This window comes from Serpentinimonas maccroryi (assembly GCF_000828915.1).
Lineage (GTDB): Bacteria > Pseudomonadota > Gammaproteobacteria > Burkholderiales > Burkholderiaceae_C > Serpentinimonas > Serpentinimonas maccroryi.
Genome location: NZ_AP014569.1, coordinates 2,232,011 through 2,249,504, shown reverse-complemented (window position 1 = coordinate 2,249,504; position 17,494 = coordinate 2,232,011). Strand labels below are relative to the sequence as shown.

At 64.1% G+C, this 17,494-nt stretch carries 20 protein-coding genes; 6 read left to right on the top strand and 14 right to left on the bottom strand.

Annotated features, from left to right (window positions below; all coding sequences use genetic code 11):
- Nucleotides 1–64: 64 nt before the first annotated feature.
- Together SMCB_RS13195 and SMCB_RS10340 are read left to right on the top strand one after the other, a co-directional pair.
- Nucleotides 65–328 carry a MotA/TolQ/ExbB proton channel family protein gene (locus SMCB_RS13195; RefSeq protein ID WP_197539302.1) on the top strand — a complete coding sequence of 88 codons (264 nt, stop codon included), beginning with the start codon at nucleotides 65–67 and terminating at the stop codon, nucleotides 326–328.
- Between the two features lie 9 nt (nucleotides 329–337).
- Nucleotides 338–1,219, top strand: a complete 882-nt coding sequence (locus tag SMCB_RS10340) for a MotB family protein (protein WP_045536827.1) — start codon at nucleotides 338–340, stop codon at nucleotides 1,217–1,219.
- Nucleotides 1,220–1,269: 50 nt separating this feature from the next.
- Here SMCB_RS10340 and SMCB_RS10335 read toward each other — a convergent pair whose 3' ends face one another.
- Nucleotides 1,270–2,967, bottom strand: coding sequence for an HDOD domain-containing protein (locus SMCB_RS10335; RefSeq protein WP_082027360.1), 1,698 nt, complete (start codon nucleotides 2,965–2,967; stop codon nucleotides 1,270–1,272).
- 93 nt (nucleotides 2,968–3,060) lie between these two features.
- On the opposite strand from SMCB_RS10335, the gene SMCB_RS10330 reads away from it, so the two are divergent.
- A complete protein-coding gene (locus SMCB_RS10330; RefSeq protein WP_045538026.1) occupies nucleotides 3,061–3,714 on the top strand; it encodes a glutathione S-transferase family protein in 654 nt (217 codons plus the stop codon).
- Here SMCB_RS10330 and SMCB_RS10325 read toward each other — a convergent pair.
- From SMCB_RS10325 to SMCB_RS10295, 7 genes are all read right to left on the bottom strand, one after another.
- Entirely contained in the window at nucleotides 3,705–4,982 is a 1,278-nt protein-coding gene (locus tag SMCB_RS10325; protein WP_045538024.1) for a phenylacetate--CoA ligase family protein, read from the bottom strand. The two genes, SMCB_RS10330 and SMCB_RS10325, sit on opposite strands and share 10 nt — an antisense overlap.
- A gap of 44 nt (nucleotides 4,983–5,026) precedes the next feature.
- Nucleotides 5,027–5,836 carry an ABC transporter ATP-binding protein gene (locus SMCB_RS10320; protein WP_045536823.1) on the bottom strand — a complete coding sequence of 270 codons (810 nt, stop codon included), beginning with the start codon at nucleotides 5,834–5,836 and terminating at the stop codon, nucleotides 5,027–5,029.
- A gap of 191 nt (nucleotides 5,837–6,027) precedes the next feature.
- Nucleotides 6,028–7,362, bottom strand: coding sequence for an ABC transporter substrate-binding protein (locus SMCB_RS10315; RefSeq protein WP_045536820.1), 1,335 nt, complete (start codon nucleotides 7,360–7,362; stop codon nucleotides 6,028–6,030).
- Nucleotides 7,363–7,449: 87 nt separating this feature from the next.
- Complete coding sequence (locus SMCB_RS10310) at nucleotides 7,450–8,526, bottom strand: branched-chain amino acid ABC transporter permease (RefSeq protein WP_045536819.1); 1,077 nt, start codon at nucleotides 8,524–8,526, stop codon at nucleotides 7,450–7,452.
- A gap of 27 nt (nucleotides 8,527–8,553) precedes the next feature.
- Nucleotides 8,554–9,483: a branched-chain amino acid ABC transporter permease gene (locus tag SMCB_RS10305; RefSeq protein WP_045536818.1), complete on the bottom strand. Its 930-nt coding sequence runs from the start codon at nucleotides 9,481–9,483 to the stop codon at nucleotides 8,554–8,556.
- A gap of 15 nt (nucleotides 9,484–9,498) precedes the next feature.
- The gene (locus SMCB_RS10300; protein WP_045536817.1) at nucleotides 9,499–10,284 is read right to left on the bottom strand and encodes an ABC transporter ATP-binding protein; all 786 of its coding nucleotides are present in this window, start codon (nucleotides 10,282–10,284) and stop codon (nucleotides 9,499–9,501) included.
- A 43-nt stretch (nucleotides 10,285–10,327) separates the two neighbouring features.
- Nucleotides 10,328–12,274: an AMP-dependent synthetase/ligase gene (locus SMCB_RS10295; RefSeq protein WP_045536815.1), complete on the bottom strand. Its 1,947-nt coding sequence runs from the start codon at nucleotides 12,272–12,274 to the stop codon at nucleotides 10,328–10,330.
- A gap of 169 nt (nucleotides 12,275–12,443) precedes the next feature.
- Here SMCB_RS10295 and SMCB_RS10290 point away from each other — a divergent pair, with 169 nt between their 5' ends.
- Both SMCB_RS10290 and SMCB_RS10285 read left to right on the top strand, forming a co-directional pair.
- Nucleotides 12,444–13,163: a Crp/Fnr family transcriptional regulator gene (locus SMCB_RS10290; RefSeq protein WP_045536813.1), complete on the top strand. Its 720-nt coding sequence runs from the start codon at nucleotides 12,444–12,446 to the stop codon at nucleotides 13,161–13,163.
- A gap of 70 nt (nucleotides 13,164–13,233) precedes the next feature.
- Complete coding sequence (locus SMCB_RS10285; protein WP_045536811.1) at nucleotides 13,234–14,016, top strand: pseudouridine synthase; 783 nt, start codon at nucleotides 13,234–13,236, stop codon at nucleotides 14,014–14,016.
- 113 nt (nucleotides 14,017–14,129) lie between these two features.
- On the opposite strand, the gene SMCB_RS10280 is transcribed toward SMCB_RS10285, so the two are convergent.
- Nucleotides 14,130–14,414 (bottom strand): hypothetical protein, encoded by a 285-nt coding sequence (locus tag SMCB_RS10280; protein ID WP_045536805.1) that lies wholly within the window; start codon nucleotides 14,412–14,414, stop codon nucleotides 14,130–14,132.
- Between the two features lie 169 nt (nucleotides 14,415–14,583).
- Here SMCB_RS10280 and SMCB_RS12545 point away from each other — a divergent pair, with 169 nt between their 5' ends.
- A complete protein-coding gene (locus tag SMCB_RS12545) occupies nucleotides 14,584–14,721 on the top strand; it encodes an antitoxin MazE family protein (protein WP_082027358.1) in 138 nt (45 codons plus the stop codon).
- Nucleotides 14,722–14,727: 6 nt separating this feature from the next.
- Here the strand turns inward: SMCB_RS12545 and SMCB_RS10275 are convergent, their stop codons facing one another.
- The 5 genes from SMCB_RS10275 to SMCB_RS12780 form a co-directional block, all read right to left on the bottom strand.
- The gene (locus SMCB_RS10275; protein WP_045536804.1) at nucleotides 14,728–15,039 is read right to left on the bottom strand and encodes a helix-turn-helix domain-containing transcriptional regulator; all 312 of its coding nucleotides are present in this window, start codon (nucleotides 15,037–15,039) and stop codon (nucleotides 14,728–14,730) included.
- On the bottom strand, nucleotides 15,036–15,377 hold the full coding sequence (locus SMCB_RS10270) for a type II toxin-antitoxin system RelE/ParE family toxin (RefSeq protein WP_045536803.1): 342 nt from the start codon (nucleotides 15,375–15,377) through the stop codon (nucleotides 15,036–15,038). Before SMCB_RS10270 ends, SMCB_RS10275 begins: the two co-directional genes overlap by 4 nt.
- Nucleotides 15,378–15,747: 370 nt before the next feature.
- Nucleotides 15,748–16,047: a HigA family addiction module antitoxin gene (locus SMCB_RS10265; RefSeq protein ID WP_045536802.1), complete on the bottom strand. Its 300-nt coding sequence runs from the start codon at nucleotides 16,045–16,047 to the stop codon at nucleotides 15,748–15,750.
- Nucleotides 16,048–16,057: 10 nt separating this feature from the next.
- Nucleotides 16,058–16,339, bottom strand: a complete 282-nt coding sequence (locus SMCB_RS10260; RefSeq protein WP_045536801.1) for a type II toxin-antitoxin system RelE/ParE family toxin — start codon at nucleotides 16,337–16,339, stop codon at nucleotides 16,058–16,060.
- Between the two features lie 274 nt (nucleotides 16,340–16,613).
- Entirely contained in the window at nucleotides 16,614–17,465 is an 852-nt protein-coding gene (locus SMCB_RS12780; RefSeq protein WP_144400341.1) for a WYL domain-containing protein, read from the bottom strand.
- Nucleotides 17,466–17,494 lie beyond the last annotated feature (29 nt).

The following is a 17,494-nucleotide window of genomic DNA, read 5'->3' as shown; positions in this document are numbered from 1 at the left end:
TCGGCCATGGGCGACGTGGCCCCGGCCATGGGCATGATCAGGCACCCTGATCGGCCTCGTGCAGATGCTGGCCAACATGGAAGACCCGGCCTCGATCGGCCCGGCGATGGCGGTGGCTTTGCTGACCACGCTCTACGGCGCCATTTTGGCGACCATGATTTTTCTGCCACTGGCCGACAAGCTCAACCTGCGCATGACCGAAGAGGCGCGCATGAACGCGATGCTGATCGACGCCGTCACCGCCATACAAAGCGGCAGCAACCCGCGCGTGGTCGAGCAGCTCGTGAACAGCTACCTGCCGCCCAAGCAGCGCAAGGCCGAGGACTGAGCCGTGGCCATGGAGGAACCCGAAGAGGAAAAGCGCTCCATGCCGGCTTGGGTCATGACCTTTGCCGACCTGATGTCGCTGCTGATGTGCTTTTTTGTGCTGCTGCTCTCCTTTGCCGAGATCGACGCCACCAAATTCAAGCAGATCGCCGAATCGCTGGAGCAAGCCTTTGGCGTGCAGCGCGAGGTGCCGGCAATGGAGATCCCCATGGGCACGAGCCCGGTGTTCGACCATTTCTCGCCGGGCCGCCCCGAGCCCACGCTGCTCGACGAGGTGCGCCAGCAAACCCAGCAAGATGACCCGCGCCTCAAAACCCACACCGCCCAGGTGTTGGCGCAGCTCGAGCAAGCCACGCAGCAGCAAGTTGCACGCACGGCACAGCAGCTGGCGCAAGCGCTGGAGCAAGAAATACAGGCCGGAAAGCTGCAGCTGTTGCAGGAAGAAAACCGGCTCATCATCCGCATCGAGGAGCGCGGCTCCTTTGGTTCCGGCTCGTCGCAGTTGTCAGGTGAGTTTCAGGGCATTTTGGGCGATATTGGCGATTCGCTGGCGCAAGTGCCGGGCCGGATTTCGATCGAGGGCCACACCGACAACATCCCGATGCGCTCGGCGCGCTATGCCTCGAACTGGGATCTGTCGGCGGCGCGCGCGGCCTCGGTGGCCAACGCCTTGCTGGCCAAGGGCGCGGTGGCGATGGATCGCCTGCGCATCAGTGGGTTGGCCGAAACGCGGCCGGTGCAGGACAACCTCACGCCCGAAAACCGGGCACAGAACCGGCGCGTCGAGATCGTGGTCGATCTGGAGCAGCCCATTGCCCAGTACCAAGCCAAGGTGCTGAGTTTGCTCGAGCAGGGGCGCGCCGAGGAGGCGTTCCAGGTCGGCTGGCAGTAGGCTGGCAGAGAGCGGGGCCGGCAGCGCTTGGGCCGCTGGTTGCGGCCGGTTTAGCGCCCTTGCGAGTCGGCAAACACGGTTTGGCTCTTTTGCACCCGCATCAGGCGCGTGAGCTCGTCGCCAAAGTGGCGCACCAGCAGCTTGAATCCGGCATATTGCACCGGGTCGAGGTCGTCGCCGGCGGCACCACCGTCGGCCCACAGCACCCCGACCGAGCGCTGGTTCACGTGCGCCGCGCCCCACAGCGCGCCGCTGTCGAGCAGCTCGGGGCGCAGCTTTTCGGGCAGCAGGGCGCGCAGCCCGGCCACGCGGCCGCGTTCGGCCATGTAAAAGCCGTTGGGCTGTGAAAATACCTTGGCGATCAGGTTGTGCCCATCCAGCGCCAGGCTGTAGCGGCGCGGCTCGATCTCGGAGCCAAAACCGCGCGCCAGAAAACACACCAGTTTGTCGCCCTGCGCCATCTTCAAAAACAGCGCGTAGCGCTCCAGCCCCAAGCCGTCGGCCAGGCTGAGCTTGAAGGCGCGAAAGAAAGTGCGCAGGTCGGCGTGGCGGCCGCTGCGGCAGTCTTCTACGAACAGGTCGATCAGGTTGCGGGCGCGGCTGCCGGGCTCGATGGAGCTGGGGTGCTGGAGCGGGGGCTTTGGGTGTGGCTCGGGCGCTGGGGCTGGGCTGGGGGCTTTGAGGTGAGCCGGCTGTGGCACGCGAGCCGTTGGCTCAAGTGGCGCGGGCTTGCGCACGGACTCGGCCGCTGGAGCGGCGGCGCGCACGCGGCGCTGGCGGGGTTTGGGTGGCCACAGCAGACGCGCGGCCGGGGCGGCGCAAAAGGCCCACAAATGCGGTTCCTGGCTGGCTTGCACGGCGGCGCGCCGGGTCGCGTACAGCACCTGGTCGAGCTTAAGGTGGCGGTGCGCCGAGAGCGCCTTAAACAGGAGGGTGCTGCGTCGGCTGTACCAGTCGTGCATGAGCTCGTGCGCCAGCATTTGCAGCAGCGAAGGCAGGGTGCTGGGCCGGTGCAGCCAGCGCCCGATTTCGGGCAGGATTTCAGGCGGGTTGGTGCCCATCCAAGCCAGCCGGGCAGCGCGGCCGAGCAGCGCTGGCTCTACCGCATGCAACAAGGTCGCGCTGTCGGCCTGAAACAGACCCAGATCCACCGCCACGGCGGCGCTGAGCTGCATCAGCGTGCAGCCCAGCAGCTCCTGCTCGACCCGTGCCGGGCGTTCGTTGTCCTGCACCCGCTGCGCCAAGGTGTCGGCCAAGGCGGGCGCCGCCACCGCCAGCAGCCACTCGGCCACGTTTTGTGCCTGCACCGCGCCCATGCGCGCCAAGCCGGTGTTGCCCGGCTCGATCTGGGCAAACTGCAGTGCCAAATGCCCAGCTAGGCGGCTGGTTTGCAACGCTTCGGCCAAGCGCAGATGGCCCGGTTTGTCCAGCTGCAAGCGCTGCTGGCCCAGGGTGTCGATCAGCTTGTAGAGGCGCGTGAGGCCCAGTATGCCCACGGCGTGAGCCAAGTCGCTGACGCGCTGGCCCTTGGGCATCGCGCTCTGCGCGTGGCGCATCACCGCCAAGCCCAGCGGCAAGTCGCGGTTCAGGGCCTCGAGCAGGCGAGGGCCGGGCAGGTCTGGGTCTTGCAGCGCTTTGAGCACCTCGGGCGGGCTGACCAAGGGCAGCCGCACCGCTGCCAAGCGTTTGCGCCAGGCGGACAATCCCAGCGGGGCTGCAGGGGCGGGTGGGGTGTGTGGGCTGCTCATCTTGGGGCGGCATTGGGCTGCCGGCTACTGTAAGCCATTGTGTGCCCGGTTTATGATGCGTCGCGACCTACAACCTGTTTTTTGGAGATGCGCATGAGCCTCAAGCTGTATTTTTCGCCCGGAGCCTGTTCTTTCGTGGCACACGCCGCGCTCGAGTTGGCTGGCGCCACCTTCGAGCCGGTGTTGCTCAAGCTGCACCGCGGCGAGCAGCGCAGCCCCGAGTTTCTGGCCCTCAACCCGCACGGTCAGGTGCCGGTGTTGGTCGATGGCTCCGACGCCATCAGCCAGATCGTGGCCATCGTGTTGCACCTGGACCAGCGCTTTCCCCAGGCGCAACTGTTGCCGCCTGCGGGCTTGGCGCGCACCCGGGCGTTGGAAAAGCTGCTGTGGATGAACAACACCGTGCACCCGACCTTTGGGCGCTTTTTTGCCCCCCAAAAGTTCAGCGACGACGCCGCCTGCCAGGCTTTGATCAAGGCGCACGCGCCGGGGCAGTACCGCAAAGAGCTGGCCGAAATCGAGCAGTGGGTGGCGCACAAGGCCACGCCGTGGCTCAGTGGCGAGCAGCCGGGCGCGGTTGACGCCTATGCGCTCACGTTGCTGCGCTGGGGTGGGTTGGCCGGGATCGACCCGCAAAGCCTGCCCGCCACTTGGGCGCTGGTGCAAGACTTTGCTGCCCTGCCGGCGGTGGCGCGGGTGATCGAGCGCGAGCGCCTGACGCTCAATCTGTATCAGTCTCAGTCGTAACGGCGGGCGTCCTCGATCACCTTGCCGTCGTTGGGCAGGGTGCCGGGGTCCAGCAGCTCGACTTGGCCGCGCAGCTTGGTGACTTCGCGCAGGCTGTGCGCCAGCGCCTCGGCCAAGTCTGCAGACGCCGCAGCAAAGCCCGGCCGCAGCTCGGCGCGCAGCAGCATCTGGTCGTCGGCCATCTGGCCGCTGACCACCAAGCGGCCTTTGTGCAGCTCGGGGTGGCGGCGCAGCACCTCGGCCACTTGCCCCGGGTGCACGAACATGCCCTTGATCTTGGTGGTCTGGTCGGCGCGCCCCAGCCAGCCTTTGATGCGTGCGTTGCTGCGTCCGCTCGGGCAGGGCCCAAGCAGGATGGCCGACAGGTCGCCGGTGCCAAAGCGCAGCAGCGGGTAGTCTGGGTTGAACACCGTGACCACCACCTCGCCCACCTCGCCCTCGGGCACGGGTTCGGCGGTGCCCGGGCGCACGATCTCGAGCAGCACCTGCTCGTCGAGCACCAGGCCTTGGCGCGCAGCCGTTTCGTAGGCGATCACGCCAGCGTCGGCGGTGGCGTAGCACTGGTAGGCGGCAATGCCGCGTTCTTGCAACCAGTCTCGCAGCGACGGCGGAAAGGCCTCGCCCGAGACCAAGGCTTTGCTGATCGACAGCTTTTGCCCGGCTTGCTCGGCTTTTTCAACCAAGATGCGCAAAAAACTCGGGGTGCCGGTGTAGGCGCTGGGGCGCAGGTCGGCAAGCGCTGCCAGTTGCTGCTCGGTGTTGCCCACGCCACCCGGGATCACGGTGCAGCCCAGCGCCTGGGCGCCGCTTTCCATCATCCAAGCGCCGGGTGTGAGGTGGTAGCTAAAGCAGTTGTGCACCAGCTCACCGGGCTCGAAGCCCGCCGCCACCAGCGCCCGCGCCACGCGCCAGTAGTCGGGCGCCAAGCCTTCGGGTTCGTAGATCGGGCCGGGCGACTGATAGACGCGCCGCGCGGTGGCCGCTTGGCGCAGGCCCAGCCAGCCGATGGTGGAAAAACCGCCGAAGGGGTCGCCACCGGCGGCCCGGCTGGCTTGCTGGCGCGCCAGCAGCTCGCTCTTGCGCAGCAGCGGCAGTTGCGCCAAGGCGCTGCGGCTGCAAATCGCCTCGGGGCTGACGCCGGCCAGCAAATCAGCATAAGCCGCGCTGTGGGTCTGCGCATGGCGCACGTGCGCCGGCAAAGCCGCCAGCAAAGCGGCCTCGCGCTCGGCTGGGGCGCGGGTTTCCAAGGCGTCGTAGTGTGCAGGCATGGCGGCAGGGCTTTCTGTGTCGTTTTGATCGCTCGGGCCGGGGCTCAAGCCAGCCAGCGCTTGCGCCGCTTGTAGCTTTTCACGTCTTTGAAGCTCTTGCGCTCGGTGCCGCCCATGCCGAGGTAGAACTCTTTCACGTCTTCGTTGTTGCGCAGGTCGTCGGCCTTGCCGTCCATGACGATGCGCCCGCTCTCCATGATGTAGCCGTAGTCGGCGTAGCGCAGCGCCATGTTGGTGTTTTGCTCGGCGATCAGGAAGGTGACGCGCTCCTTCTGGTTCAGGTCTTTTACGATCTCGAACACCTCTTCGACGATCTGCGGCGCCAGCCCCATGGAGGGCTCGTCGAGCAGCAGCACGCTGGGGTTGGCCATCAGGGCGCGGCCGATGGCGCACATCTGCTGCTCGCCGCCCGAGGTGTAGGCGGCTTGGCTGGTGCGCCGGGTCTTGAGGCGCGGAAAGTAGTTATAGACCTTCTCGAGGCTGGCCGCGATCTCGGCCTTGCCGCTGCGCGTGTAGGCGCCGGTGAGCAGGTTTTCTTCGATCGTCAGGTGGGCAAAGCAGTGGCGCCCTTCCATCACTTGCACCACGCCGCGTTTGACCAGGTCGGAGGTGCTCAGGATGTCGATGCGCTCGCCGCGCAGCTCCACGCTGCCTTTGGTGACTTCGCCGCGCTCGGCCTTGAGCAAATTTGAAATGGAGCGCAGGGTGGTGGTCTTGCCGGCGCCGTTGCCGCCCAGAATGGCGGCGATCTGGCCGTCGGCCACTTGCAGCGAGACGCCCTTGAGCACCAAGATCACGTGGTTGTAGATGACCTCGATGCCGTTGACGTTGATGACGATGGAAGGCGTGCTCATGGGTAAACCTCGACAGGGGGAAACGGTTGGCGGTAGGGCAGTCGGCTGGCCGCAGCGCTCCAATCAGAGCGGGTCGGCCAAGCGACTGCGGGCTGCCTAGGTGCACGGCCAGAGCACCCGCCACGGCAACCCGTCAGCCCCCGCGCTGCGCTGCAACCCAAAGGCCACAGCGGCAGCTAGGGGCAGCTGGCTTAGCAGCCCGGCTCGGTGCGGCGCGTGATGTTGTTGTCGCGCGCAAACGACTCGGCCGATGCCGTGACCATGCGGTTGATGACGTTCATGTCGGCTTGCAGCCAGTCCGAAGACCAGTCAAAGCCGCTGCCGTTCCAGGTGTGGATGCGCATCATGGCGGTACCGACGTGGTTGCGGCACGAGGTCACGATCGGGCCGCGCAGCACCCCGGCAAAGCCGAGCTGGTCCAGCCGCGCTTGGGTGATGTTGAGGTTCTCGTAGCCCCAGCGCGCTTGCTCGCCGGTGACGTGGCGGCCACGGCCAAAACGTTCCTGGGCGCGGAACACGCCTTCGACCGCCAGCATCGCGCCGACCACGCCGCGCATGTAGAGCACGTCGCCGACTTCGGCGCGCGGGCCGGTGCCTTGGCCACGGTCGTGCACCTGGGCCAGAATCTGGCGCACCACTTCGGAGTCACGCGCTTGGCCGTGCTGCATCATGACCGCGCTGTAGCCGCGGGCGTCGGCGCCGATGTCGCGCAGATCGGGCTCAGCACCGCTCCACCAGGTGCCAAACATGCGGTCGCGCGGAAAACCGGTGGCCACCGCTTGGCGGATCGCGGTCGCGGTCATCACGCCCCAAGTCTGCATGATCACGAAGTCGGGCCGCTGCTGGCGGATTTGCAGCCAGATCGCGCGCTGCTCCACGCCGGGAGGCGGCACCGGCAGCGCCAGCACCGTGAAGCCGTGCATTTCGGCGCGGCGGTTGATGATCGGCAGCACCTCGCGCCCAAACGGGCTGTCGTGATAGACCACGGCGATGGTCTTGCCGCGCAGGCGGTCCCAGCCACCAGACCGGTTGGCGATGTGTTGCAACACCACGTCGCCAGCGATCCAGTAGTGGCCCAGCAACGGGAACACCCACGGGAAAATGGCGCCGTCAGCGGTGTCGCTGCGGCCGTAACCCGAGGTGATCATGGGGATCTTGTCAACCGCCAAGCGCGGCATGAGCGCGAAGGTGATGCCGGTCGAGAGCGGCTGGAACACCGTGGCACCGCCGTGGCGGGCCTTGAGGCGCTCGTAGCACTCCACGCCGCGGTCGGTGGCGTAGGCGGTTTCGCATTCTTCAACCAGCGTCTGCACGCCGTTGATGCCGCCGCGCGCGTTGACCAGCTTCATGTAGTCGGCGTAGCCGTTGGCAAAGGGCGCCGCGTTCGGGGCCACGGCGCCGGTGCGTCCGGTCAGGCTGGGGAAGAACTGCACCGGGGCTTGGGCCATGGCCAAGCTGGTGGTGAGGGCACTGGTCAGCGCGGCCACTGCCACCACGGCTGATAGTGCGAGTTGTCGCAATCTCATGGAATGTCTCCTTAATCCAACACCTAACTCACACAGGGACGAGGGCGGCTGGCGAGGTGTCGGGCGCCAGCCACCAAAGGAAGCAACTCAATGTGGGAACGGCCACAGACGCAGTTTGTGGCGCGCCATGCTCCAGTACTTGGCCAAGCCGTGCGGTTCTTTGATCAGGAACCAAACGATCAGGGCACCAAAGATCATGAACTCGGCGTGGCCCACCATGGCGGTCGAGATCTCGACCCCGAACAGGCTGCCGATCCAAGGCAGCAGCTGGTTGAGCACGATCGGCGTGATGACGATGAAGGCGGCACCAAAGAAGCAGCCCATGATCGAACCCAAGCCGCCGATGATGACGATGAACAGCAGTTGGAACGAGCGGTTGATGTCAAAAGACAGCGGCTCCCAAGAACCCAAGTGGACGAAGGCCCACAGCGCCCCCGCGACGCCGATGATGAAGGAGCTGACGGCAAAGGCGGTGAGCTTGGCGTACATCGGGCGGATGCCGATCACCGAAGCGGCCACGTCCATGTCGCGGATCGCCATCCACTCGCGCCCGATCGGGCCGCGCACCAGGTTTTTGGCCAGCAAGGCAAACACCACCACGAAGCCGAGCACGAACAGGTACTTGTCCATCGGCGTGGCAATCTGCCAGCCGAACACGCTCAGGTTGCTGACTTCGGCGGTGCCGGCCGGGCTGTCGAGGGTGAACCAGCGCACACGCACAAACAGCCAGTCAAAGAAGAACTGCGCCGCCAGCGTGGCCACGGCCAAGTACAAGCCCTTGACGCGCAGGCTGGGGATGCCAAAGATGATGCCCGCCAGCATGGCGAAAAAGCCGCCCGAGAGCAAGGCCACGATCAGCGGCATGTCCTCGACGCGCATGAAGACGTTGTAGGCCATGTAGGCGCCCACGGCCATGAAAGCGCCGGAGCCGAGGGAGATCTGGCCGCAATAACCGACCAAGATGTTGACCCCGATGGCGGCCAGCGCCAGAATCAGAAACGGCACCAAGATGGCGCGAAACAGGTACTCGTCGGCCAGCATCGGCACGCCGATGAAGGCGAAGGCGATGATGGCGATGATAGCGATGCGGTCTTGCTTGACGGCAAAAATCTGCTGGTCGGATTTGTAGGTGGTCTTGAACTGACCGTTTTCGCGGTAAAACATGATGGTTCCGTTCTTCCTGAGCGAGTTTTATACGCGGTCGATGATTTTTTCGCCAAACAGGCCCTGCGGTCTAAACAGCAGCACCACCATCGCCAGCACGTAGGCAAACCAGATCTGGATGCCACCGCCGACCATCGGCCCGATATAGACCTCGGCCAACTGCTCGCTCACGCCGATGATCAGGCCGGCCACGATCGCGCCCGGGACTGAAGTCAGGCCGCCCAAGATGATCACCGGCAGCGCCTTGAGCGCCACGAAGGTGAGGGCGAACTGCACCCCCATCTTCTCGCCCCAGATCATGCCGGCCACCAGCGCCGTCAAGCCAGCCATGAACCAGACGATGACCCACATCCGGCCCAGCGGAATGCCGACCGACTGCGCCGCTTGGTGGTCGTCGGCCACGGCACGCAGGGCGCGGCCGGTGCCGGTTTTCTGGAAAAACAGCGTCAGCAGCGCGACCATGGCCATCGCCATCAGGGCCGTGACGAGGTCGTCTTGGTTGATCAGCAAGCCGCCGGGGAACAGGCCTTCGAGGATGAAGATCGGCTCGGCCGGCAGACCCAGGTCGATGGCGTAGATGTCGCTGCCAAAGATGGTCTGGCCAAAACCGTCGATGAAGAAGGTAATGCCCAGCGTCGCCATGAGCAACACCACCCCTTCTTGGTTCACTAGGTGGCGCAGCACGAAGCGCTCGACCGCCCAAGCAAAAATCAGCATCAGGAACGCGGCGATGGCAAAAGCCAAGACGTTGGCCAACAGCAGGCTCTCAAAGCCCAGCCACTCGGGCAGCCATTCGGCAAAGCGCGCCATGGCCAGCGCGGCAAACAGCACCATCGCGCCTTGGGCAAAGTTGAACACGCCCGAGGCCTTGAAGATCAACACAAAGCCCAGCGCCACCAGCGAGTAGAGCACGCCGTTCATCAGCCCGGCGATGATGGTTTCGAGGAAAAATCCCATGTCTGGTCTCCTGTTTTAATGGCTGGTGCCGAGGTAAGCGCTGATCACGTCGGGGTTGGCGCGCACCTCGTCGGGCACACCGTCGCCGATCTTTTTGCCGTAGTCGAGCACCACCACGCGGTCGGAGATGTCCATCACCACGCTCATGTCGTGCTCGATGAGCACGATGGTGGTGCCGAATTCGTCGTTGACGTCGAGCACAAAGCGGCACATGTCTTGTTTTTCTTCGACGTTCATGCCCGCCATGGGCTCGTCGAGCAGCAGCACCTGCGGCTCCATGGCCAGCGCGCGCCCGAGGTCCACGCGCTTTTGCAAGCCGTAGGGCAGCTGCCCGACCGGGGTTTTGCGGTGGGCCTGGATTTCGAGGAAGTCGATGATGCGCTCGACCTTCTCACGGTGCTCGCTTTCCTCGCGCTCGGCCGGGCCCCAGCGCAGCGCTTGCAGCAGCAGGTTGCTTTTGATGCGCAGGTTGCGCCCGGTCATGAGGTTGTCGATCACGCTCATGCCCTTGAACAACGCCAAGTTCTGGAAGGTGCGCGCCACCCCGAGTTCGGCCACTTGGCGGCTGTTCATGTGCTTGAAGGTCTGGCCGCGGAAGGTGATCGAGCCCTCTTGCGGCTTATAGACGCCGTTGATGCAGTTGAGCATCGAGCTCTTGCCGGCGCCGTTGGGGCCGATGATGGCGCGGATTTCGTGCTCGCGCACGTCGAACGAGATGTCGCTCAGCGCCTTCACGCCACCGAAGCGCAGGCTGATGTTGTTGACGTCGAGGATGACGTCGCCGATTTTTTTCTTGCTCATGCCAAACTCCGTAGTCCCAGTGCCCAGTGCAGGGTGGTGTGCTTCATGCGGCCGCCTTGACGTTTGCGTAGGTCTGCACGTCGAGCAGCTTGAGCGTGGCGCTCACTTTGCCGGTGCGCCCGTCTTCAAACTTGACCTGGGTTTCGATGAACTGCTCGGCCTTGCCGCCGTAGAGCGCATCGACCAGCACCGCGTACTTCTCGCCGATGAAGCCACGGCGCACCTTGTTGGTGCGGGTGAGCTCGCCGTCGTCGGGGTCGAGCTCTTTGTGCAGCACCAAAAAGCGGTGGATCTGGCTGCCCGCCAGCAGCGCGTCGCGGCTCAGGTCGGCGTTGACTTGCTCGACGCAGCCCTTGATGAGCTGCAGCACTTCGGGCTTGCCGGCCAGGTCGGTGTAGCCGGCGTAGGGCAGGTTGCGGCGCTCGGCCCAGTTGCCCACGGCCTCGAGGTCGATGTTGATGAACACGCACACGCGCTCGCGCCCGTCGCCGTAGGCCACCGCCTCTTTGATGTAGGGGAAGAACTTGAGCTTGTTCTCGACGTATTTGGGCGCGAACAGGGCGCCGTCGTTGGCCCCGCCCTTGATGCGGCCCACGTCTTTGACGCGGTCGATGATTTTCAGGTGGCCGCTGGCGTCGATGAAGCCGGCGTCGCTGGTGTGGTACCAGCCGTCGGGGGTGAGCACCTCGCGCGTGGCTTTTTCGTTTTTGTAGTATTCCTTGAGCAGCCCGGGCGATTTGACCAAGATTTCGCCGTTGTCGGCCAGCTTGATCTCGACGCCGTCGATGGGCACGCCCACGGTGTCGGCGCGCACCTCGTGGTCGGGCTGCAAGCAGACGAACACCGCCGTTTCGGTCGAGCCGTAGAGCTGCTTGAGGTTGATGCCGATCGAGCGGTAAAAGGTGAACAGATCGGGGCCGATGGCCTCGCCAGCGGTGTAGGCCACGCGCACGCGTGAAAACCCGAGCGTGTTGCGCAGCGGCCCATAGACCATCAGGTTGCCCAGCGCGTACAGCAGCCGGTCGGCGGCGCCGATGCTTTTGCCGTCCATCAGCGCCGGGCCGACCTTTTTGGCGTGCTCCATGAAGCTGCTGTAGAGCTTGCGCTTGAGCGCGCCGGCGTCTTCCATGCGGATGGTGACGTTGGTGAGCAGGCCCTCGAACACCCGTGGCGGCGCGAAGTAGTAGGTGGGGCCGATTTCTTTGAGGTCGATGGTCACGGTGGCGGTCGATTCGGGGCAATTGACCACGTAGCCGCACGCCAGCCACTGCGCGTAGCTGAAAATGTTTTGCCCGATCCAAGCCGGCGGCAGGTAGGCCAGCACCTCTTCGCTTTCGGTCAGTTTGTCAAAGCGCGCCCCGGCGGCGGCGCGATCGAGCAGCGAGGCGTGGGTGTGCACCACGCCCTTGGGGTTGCCGGTGGTGCCCGAGGTGTAGAACATCGCCGCCACATCTTCAGCGCGGGCCTGCTCGGCTTCGTTTTTGAAAAACTCGGGGTGCTGCTGCACAAACACGGCCCCGGCGGCGATCACTTCTTGCAAGCCGGCCAAGCCGGGTTCGTCGTAGTTGCGCAAACCCCGTGGGTCGTCGTACAAAATGTGCTCGAGCAGCGGGCACTGCGCGCGAATTTCGAGCATTTTGTCCACCTGCTCCTGGTCTTCGACGACCACGAAGCGCACCTCGGTGTTGGTGATTGGGAACACGCATTCGCCCGCCACCGCATCCTGGTACAGCGGCACCGGCACCGCACCCAGGGCCTGCGCCGCCAGCATGGAGGCGTACAGGCGCGGCCGGTTGGCTCCGATGACGATCAGGTGTTCGCCGCGGCGCAAGCCCAACTGGTGCAGGCCGGCGGCGATGTGGCTGGCCAAGTCGGCCATGCCGCGCCAGTCGATGCTCTGCCAGATGCCGTACTCTTTTTCGCGCATCGCCGGCGCGGTGGGGCGCTTGGCAGCGTGCTCAAGCAACAAACGCGGGAAGGTGGTCTGCATGTCGTCTCCTCTAATCTGGCGGCCCGGCCCATGAGCGGGCTTCATATCGGCTTGAATCTGTTGCGCACTGTACGCCAGGGTTTGACGCCATGTTGTCCTTGCGACGACAATCTAGGGTGCGGCCCTGCTAGGACTTACCCTAGGGTGTGTGGCGCGACTGGAGGCAGCGATGGTTTATCGGGATGCTTTGCGGCAACGGGCGCGGACTTTGAGCGATGCGGAGTTCGCGGCGATCGTCTGGGTGCCGCGCCTGAGCGCGGATGAACGCGAGCGCGTGCGCAGCGAACTGATGGTGACGCTGGCGCAGCCGGGCGACTCGATTTGCCGCGTCGGGCGACCGGTGACGTTCTGGTTCGGGCTGGTCGAGGGCTTGCTCAAGATGAGCAACGACGACAGCCTGGGCCCGATCATGACCTTTGCCGGCCTGGCCCCCGGGGGCTGGTTTGGCGAGGGCACGGCGCTCAAGCGCGAGCCCTACCGCTACAACGTGCAGGCGCTGCGAAAGAGCTTGGTGGCGGGGCTGCCGGTCGAGACCTTTCACTGGCTGCTGGATCATTCGATCGGCTTCAACCGCTTTGTCATGTGCCAGCTCAACGAGCGCTTGGGGCAGTTCATCGCCGCGCGCGAGATCGACCGCCTGAGCGAGCCCGAGGTGCGGGTGGCGCGCAGCTTGGCCAATCTGTTTCACCCTGGGTTGTTTCCGGGTGTGGGGCAGCTGCTGCGCATCACGCAGCAGGAGCTGGCTTATTTGGTCGGCTTGTCGCGTCAGCGCGTGAACCTGGCGCTGGCCACGCTGCATGAGCAGGGTCTGATTGAGGTCACGTATGGCGGTTTGCGGGTGCTCGACCTTGCGGCGCTGCGCGCCTATGCCCTGCCCAGCGAGGGTTGATCGGCACGGTTCGGGCCGGTGCGGTGTGCGGCGGCGTGAACCGGTGCACCGGCGCACTACACTCGCTGCCATGCAAGAGAGTGTGCGCATCAACAAACGGCTGGCCGAAATGGGCCTGTGTTCGCGGCGCGAGGCCGACGAATGGGTGGCGCGCGGCTGGGTCACGGTCAACGGCCAACCGGCCCAGACCGGGCAGGCGGTGACGGCGGCCGACCAGATTGAGGTGGCCCCGGCGGCGCGCCAGCAGCAAGACGAGCGCGTGACGATCGTGCTGCACAAGCCGGTGGGCTACGTGAGCGGCCTGCCCGAAGACGGGCACCAGAGCGCCGCCGTGCTGGTGCAGCCCGGCACGCGCTGGCGCGAGGACCGCAGCCCGCGCCGCTTTGCCCCCAGCCACACGCGCGGCCTAGCGCCAGCGGGCCGGCTGGACATCGATTCCACCGGCCTGCTGGTGCTGACCCAAGACGGGCGCGTGGCCAAGGCGCTGATCGGGGCCGATTCCGGGGTGGAAAAAGAATACCTGGTGCGCGTGCACTGGGCCCCCAACGGCCCGCAGGGGCCGGGGGTGGTGGCGCAAAACGTGCAGGCGGTGTTTGCCCCGGAGCTGCTGCAGCGCCTGCGCCACGGGCTGCAGATCGACGGCCGCGTGCTCAAAGCCGCGCAGGTGCAGTGGCAAAACCCGGAGCAGCTGCGCTTCGTGCTGCGCGAGGGCATGAAGCGCCAGATCCGGCGCATGTGCGAGCAAGTCGGGCTGCACGTGGTGGGGCTCAAGCGCGTGCGCATTGGGCGCGTGCAACTGGGGCAGCTGCCGCTGGGGCAGTGGCGCTATCTGGGGCCCAGCGAGCGGTTTTGATCGGGTGGGGCGGCGTGGGAGCGGGGCGGGTGCTCTGGGTAGGGGTTGTGGGGCTGTGGCGCTGGGGGCAGCCGGCCTCATGCCGTTTAGCTGCGCGGCCAAAAATCGGCCAACTACCCCCCCGGCGCCCCAGCGCCATGAGATTGGCTGGTGTACTGCTCCAACAGCGCTTCTTCCGTGTAAATCTGGTCGGGCTCGAACACGGGCGGCGGGGTGCGAGGCTGGTAGTGCAGGGCCTGCGCCACCCAAGGGCCGCTGGTCATCGCGGGGCGCAGGTCCACCAGTTGCTGCTGAATCATGAAGAAAGCCAAGATGGCAAACATCAGGTGATTGAAGGCGGCGGCGGGGTTTTGCAAGTGTGCGCGCTTGAAGCGTTGCAGAGTGAGTGTCGGGCCCATGGCAGTTTCCTTTGGTCGTATGCGCTTGATGCTACTGTGCACAAGGCATTCGGACAAGTTTAAGGTTAATGCGTGGGGAATGTGGGGGCGGCAGACGTGCATGGCTTTTGGTTGCATGTAACGTCGCCGTTGTGTATAGTGGCAAGACCACTTGAATGAGGGCTTTCACATGGGAACCGCGCATGTCAATGCACGCGTCCAAAAGCACCGCGACGCGATGCCCATGGCGGGCTTGCGCCCGGTGCAAATCTGGGTGCCCGAAACACGCCGCCCCGACTTTGCGCAGGAATGCCGCCGCCAAAGCTAGCCTTGCTCAAGCGTGCGCGGTTGGGCTGTGGATAGGCTGCACCGCGAGGCGCAAGCCCATGGTCTTGAGTATCGCCGACAGGCTGCGAAGCTCCGGATTGCCCTTGGCCGACAGCGTGCGGTAAATGTGCGTAGTGTTGAGCTGCGCTTGCTCGGCCACTTTCGAGGCGCCGCCAAACGCTTTCGTCATCTGGCGCAGCGCGATCAACAGCTCGCCTTGGTCGCCGTCCTCGAGGATGCTGTTCAGCAGTTCGACCGCATAGGCCGGGTCTTGGCGAAAGGCTTCAGCCATCGCGTCGTCATGTGCTCGATCTTTCATCGCCTTTTCTCCTGCTTCAAGTTGCTTCGCTGCCAGTCCTTCCAGTATGCGCACGCCTGTGCTATGTCGGCGTCCTGCGAACGCTTGCTGCCGCCGCAAAGCAGCAAGACCACAGTTTTCCCGGCTTGCGCGTAATAGACGCGGTAGCCTGGCCCTACGTCGATACGAAGCTCCCACACACCATCTCTGCATGGCTTGTGGTCGCCGAAATTGCCCAGCTCGAGGCGGTACACGCGTCGGTCAATGGCGATCATTGCCTTGATGTCCTTCACCTCGTCGCGCCAGTCTGCGTACACGTCGCGGCCGTCGTCGGTGATGTAGTGCCTGATCTCGAACATGGCTGATTGTCGCTTAAAAGCGAAACACGGTCAAGCTGTTTGGGCTATCCACAACCGTGGGGCGACCATGACTTCGAAAGCGGGGTGGGGGTTGGGGCGCTGGGGGCAGCCGGCCTCATGCCGTTTAGCTGCGCGGCCAAAAATCGGCCAAAGCCCCCAGCGGCCCCAACTCATGATATCGACCGGCCGCCTTGGGCGCCCCACGCCCAGCTAGGCCTGACATCAGGCACATAGTCTGCCCCCGATTTTCCTGCTGCAAAATGGGCGCAACGTGCAGGACACTTGGTTGCATGTAACGTCGCCGTTGTGCATAGGGCCCGGCAAAACCTAGCGCCGCAACATCGCCACGCTGCGCTGGGCGCGTGCCAAGTTACGCCGCCAACAGGGGACACCTTTGTATGGCGGCCAGCTCCTTTTGCAGGGACTGTTTGGCAATGGCGGTGTCGTAGGCGGCTTGGCCGCGCAACCACCAGCCGTCGCTCAAGCCAAAGTAGCGGCAAAGCCGAAGGTCTGTGTCGGCCGTGACGGCGCGTTTTCCCGCCACGATTTCGCCGATCCGCTGTGCAGGCACGCCGATGTCTTTGGCTAGGCGGTACTTCGTAAGGCCCAAGGGCTTGAGAAACTCTTCTTCAAGCATCTCGCCGGGCGTAACGGGCGGCACGGTGCGCATGGTGTTTCCTTCAGTGGTAATCGATGATCTCAACATCTGCGGCCCCATCCGCGGTCCAAACGAAGCACAGGCGCCACTGCTGATTGATTCGTATGCTGTGCTGTCCTTGACGATCGTCTTTCAGCGCTTCCAACCGGTTGCCGGGCGGCACCTTCAGATCGTCCAGCACCGCAGACCAGTCCAGCAGCGCAAGCTTGCGCAGGGCAGGCCGCTCAATGTTCACCCAGCGCTTGACGCGCTCGCCCTCGAAGAGGGCTTGCGTGTCTTTGCACTTGAAGTTTTTGATAGGCACGGGTGCCGATATTAACGCGGAGCGTGAGTAGTGTCAAGACCGAGCTGCGCACGCCACATGGAATCAGGGTGCGTTGCGTACTAGGCCGAGCCGTGCCATGTGCCAGAAAATCGTTCTCCGACCACGGTGAACCTCCGTGGGGGTAAGGGCTGGGGCGCTGGCGGCAGTCGGCCTCATACCGTCCGCTGCGCAGCCAAAAATCGGCTAACCGCCCCCAGCGCCTCAGTCCCGCGCGCATCGTTGCCTGCCCCAATTTCGACCTCCATTATGATCGTCAGGGATGTGAAATTTGGGCAATGCCTGCATTGCCAGAGAAACGCTTTCTCATGTAGTCAATCGCATCCTGCTCTGATGCATGAACAGCCTTCTGTGTGGCAACCATTTTCTCCGCAGCGGCTATGACAACAGCTTGAGTTCCAGCATCTCGTTTGCTGAGGCGACCAACAGCAAGCTTGAAAGCCTGTGGAGTTGGGACGCTCATGCTGAGAAGCAACTCATCAATTGATTTGTCTGTGAGGCGGGAGTCTCTGGTGAGGGCGACGCAGGTGTCACGAATAACAGCCTTCTCGGCAGATCGGAGTTGGCCATCTGCTTTTCCAATGTACAGAAGCACTCGCAAGGTATCGTACTCATCTACGAGTAGCTGATCTTTGGTGCGATCTGGCGAGTCATTGTACTTAGACTGCAAATATGTGCGAATGTCACTCACAATCTCACCCGTATCCTCGTCGATGCAGAAAGAGATACGATCACTTCTGAATGTTCGCGTAGCGTTACGCTTGGCGCAGTGGCCGATAATCAAGACATGTTCACCAAATGCGCCAAACTGGCGAACTTCTACCGATCTCTCGGTTTTTCGGTCAGCTCCATCTGTGTACGAAAGTCTGAGCTTTGCTTTTGCGGGGAGCGGTTGTGCAACCTCCCAAAAGCTGCCCTCCCACTCATCTCGGTCTTCAACATCGATTGGATGCTGGCTGGCGCAATTTTCGTTATGGCTCGTAGCCGGTGTAATTGGCGTTTGGTTGACTGAGCCATTATGCTTTGCAGAGGCATTCCCGGATTTCGCAATGAGCTTGCATGCATACCAAATGACGACGCCAGCAACCAGCAAATAAAGAAGTTCCATATTCGTTCCTTGCGCAGACGGTTCAAGTT

Excerpts from the sequence above, each read along its gene's own strand:
- SMCB_RS13195 (WP_197539302.1), top strand. The coding sequence starts at position 65 with ATGCTGGCCAACATGGAAGACCCGGCCTCGATCGGCCCGGCGATGGCG.
- SMCB_RS10340 (WP_045536827.1), top strand. The coding sequence starts at position 338 with ATGGAGGAACCCGAAGAGGAAAAGCGCTCCATGCCGGCTTGGGTCATG.
- SMCB_RS10335 (WP_082027360.1), bottom strand. The coding sequence starts at position 2,967 with ATGAGCAGCCCACACACCCCACCCGCCCCTGCAGCCCCGCTGGGATTG.
- SMCB_RS10330 (WP_045538026.1), top strand. The coding sequence starts at position 3,061 with ATGAGCCTCAAGCTGTATTTTTCGCCCGGAGCCTGTTCTTTCGTGGCA.
- SMCB_RS10325 (WP_045538024.1), bottom strand. The coding sequence starts at position 4,982 with ATGCCTGCACACTACGACGCCTTGGAAACCCGCGCCCCAGCCGAGCGC.
- SMCB_RS10320 (WP_045536823.1), bottom strand. The coding sequence starts at position 5,836 with ATGAGCACGCCTTCCATCGTCATCAACGTCAACGGCATCGAGGTCATC.
- SMCB_RS10315 (WP_045536820.1), bottom strand. The coding sequence starts at position 7,362 with ATGAGATTGCGACAACTCGCACTATCAGCCGTGGTGGCAGTGGCCGCG.
- SMCB_RS10310 (WP_045536819.1), bottom strand. The coding sequence starts at position 8,526 with ATGTTTTACCGCGAAAACGGTCAGTTCAAGACCACCTACAAATCCGAC.
- SMCB_RS10305 (WP_045536818.1), bottom strand. The coding sequence starts at position 9,483 with ATGGGATTTTTCCTCGAAACCATCATCGCCGGGCTGATGAACGGCGTG.
- SMCB_RS10300 (WP_045536817.1), bottom strand. The coding sequence starts at position 10,284 with ATGAGCAAGAAAAAAATCGGCGACGTCATCCTCGACGTCAACAACATC.
- SMCB_RS10295 (WP_045536815.1), bottom strand. The coding sequence starts at position 12,274 with ATGCAGACCACCTTCCCGCGTTTGTTGCTTGAGCACGCTGCCAAGCGC.
- SMCB_RS10290 (WP_045536813.1), top strand. The coding sequence starts at position 12,444 with ATGGTTTATCGGGATGCTTTGCGGCAACGGGCGCGGACTTTGAGCGAT.
- SMCB_RS10285 (WP_045536811.1), top strand. The coding sequence starts at position 13,234 with ATGCAAGAGAGTGTGCGCATCAACAAACGGCTGGCCGAAATGGGCCTG.
- SMCB_RS10280 (WP_045536805.1), bottom strand. The coding sequence starts at position 14,414 with ATGGGCCCGACACTCACTCTGCAACGCTTCAAGCGCGCACACTTGCAA.
- SMCB_RS12545 (WP_082027358.1), top strand. The coding sequence starts at position 14,584 with ATGGGAACCGCGCATGTCAATGCACGCGTCCAAAAGCACCGCGACGCG.
- SMCB_RS10275 (WP_045536804.1), bottom strand. The coding sequence starts at position 15,039 with ATGAAAGATCGAGCACATGACGACGCGATGGCTGAAGCCTTTCGCCAA.
- SMCB_RS10270 (WP_045536803.1), bottom strand. The coding sequence starts at position 15,377 with ATGTTCGAGATCAGGCACTACATCACCGACGACGGCCGCGACGTGTAC.
- SMCB_RS10265 (WP_045536802.1), bottom strand. The coding sequence starts at position 16,047 with ATGCGCACCGTGCCGCCCGTTACGCCCGGCGAGATGCTTGAAGAAGAG.
- SMCB_RS12780 (WP_144400341.1), bottom strand. The coding sequence starts at position 17,465 with ATGGAACTTCTTTATTTGCTGGTTGCTGGCGTCGTCATTTGGTATGCA.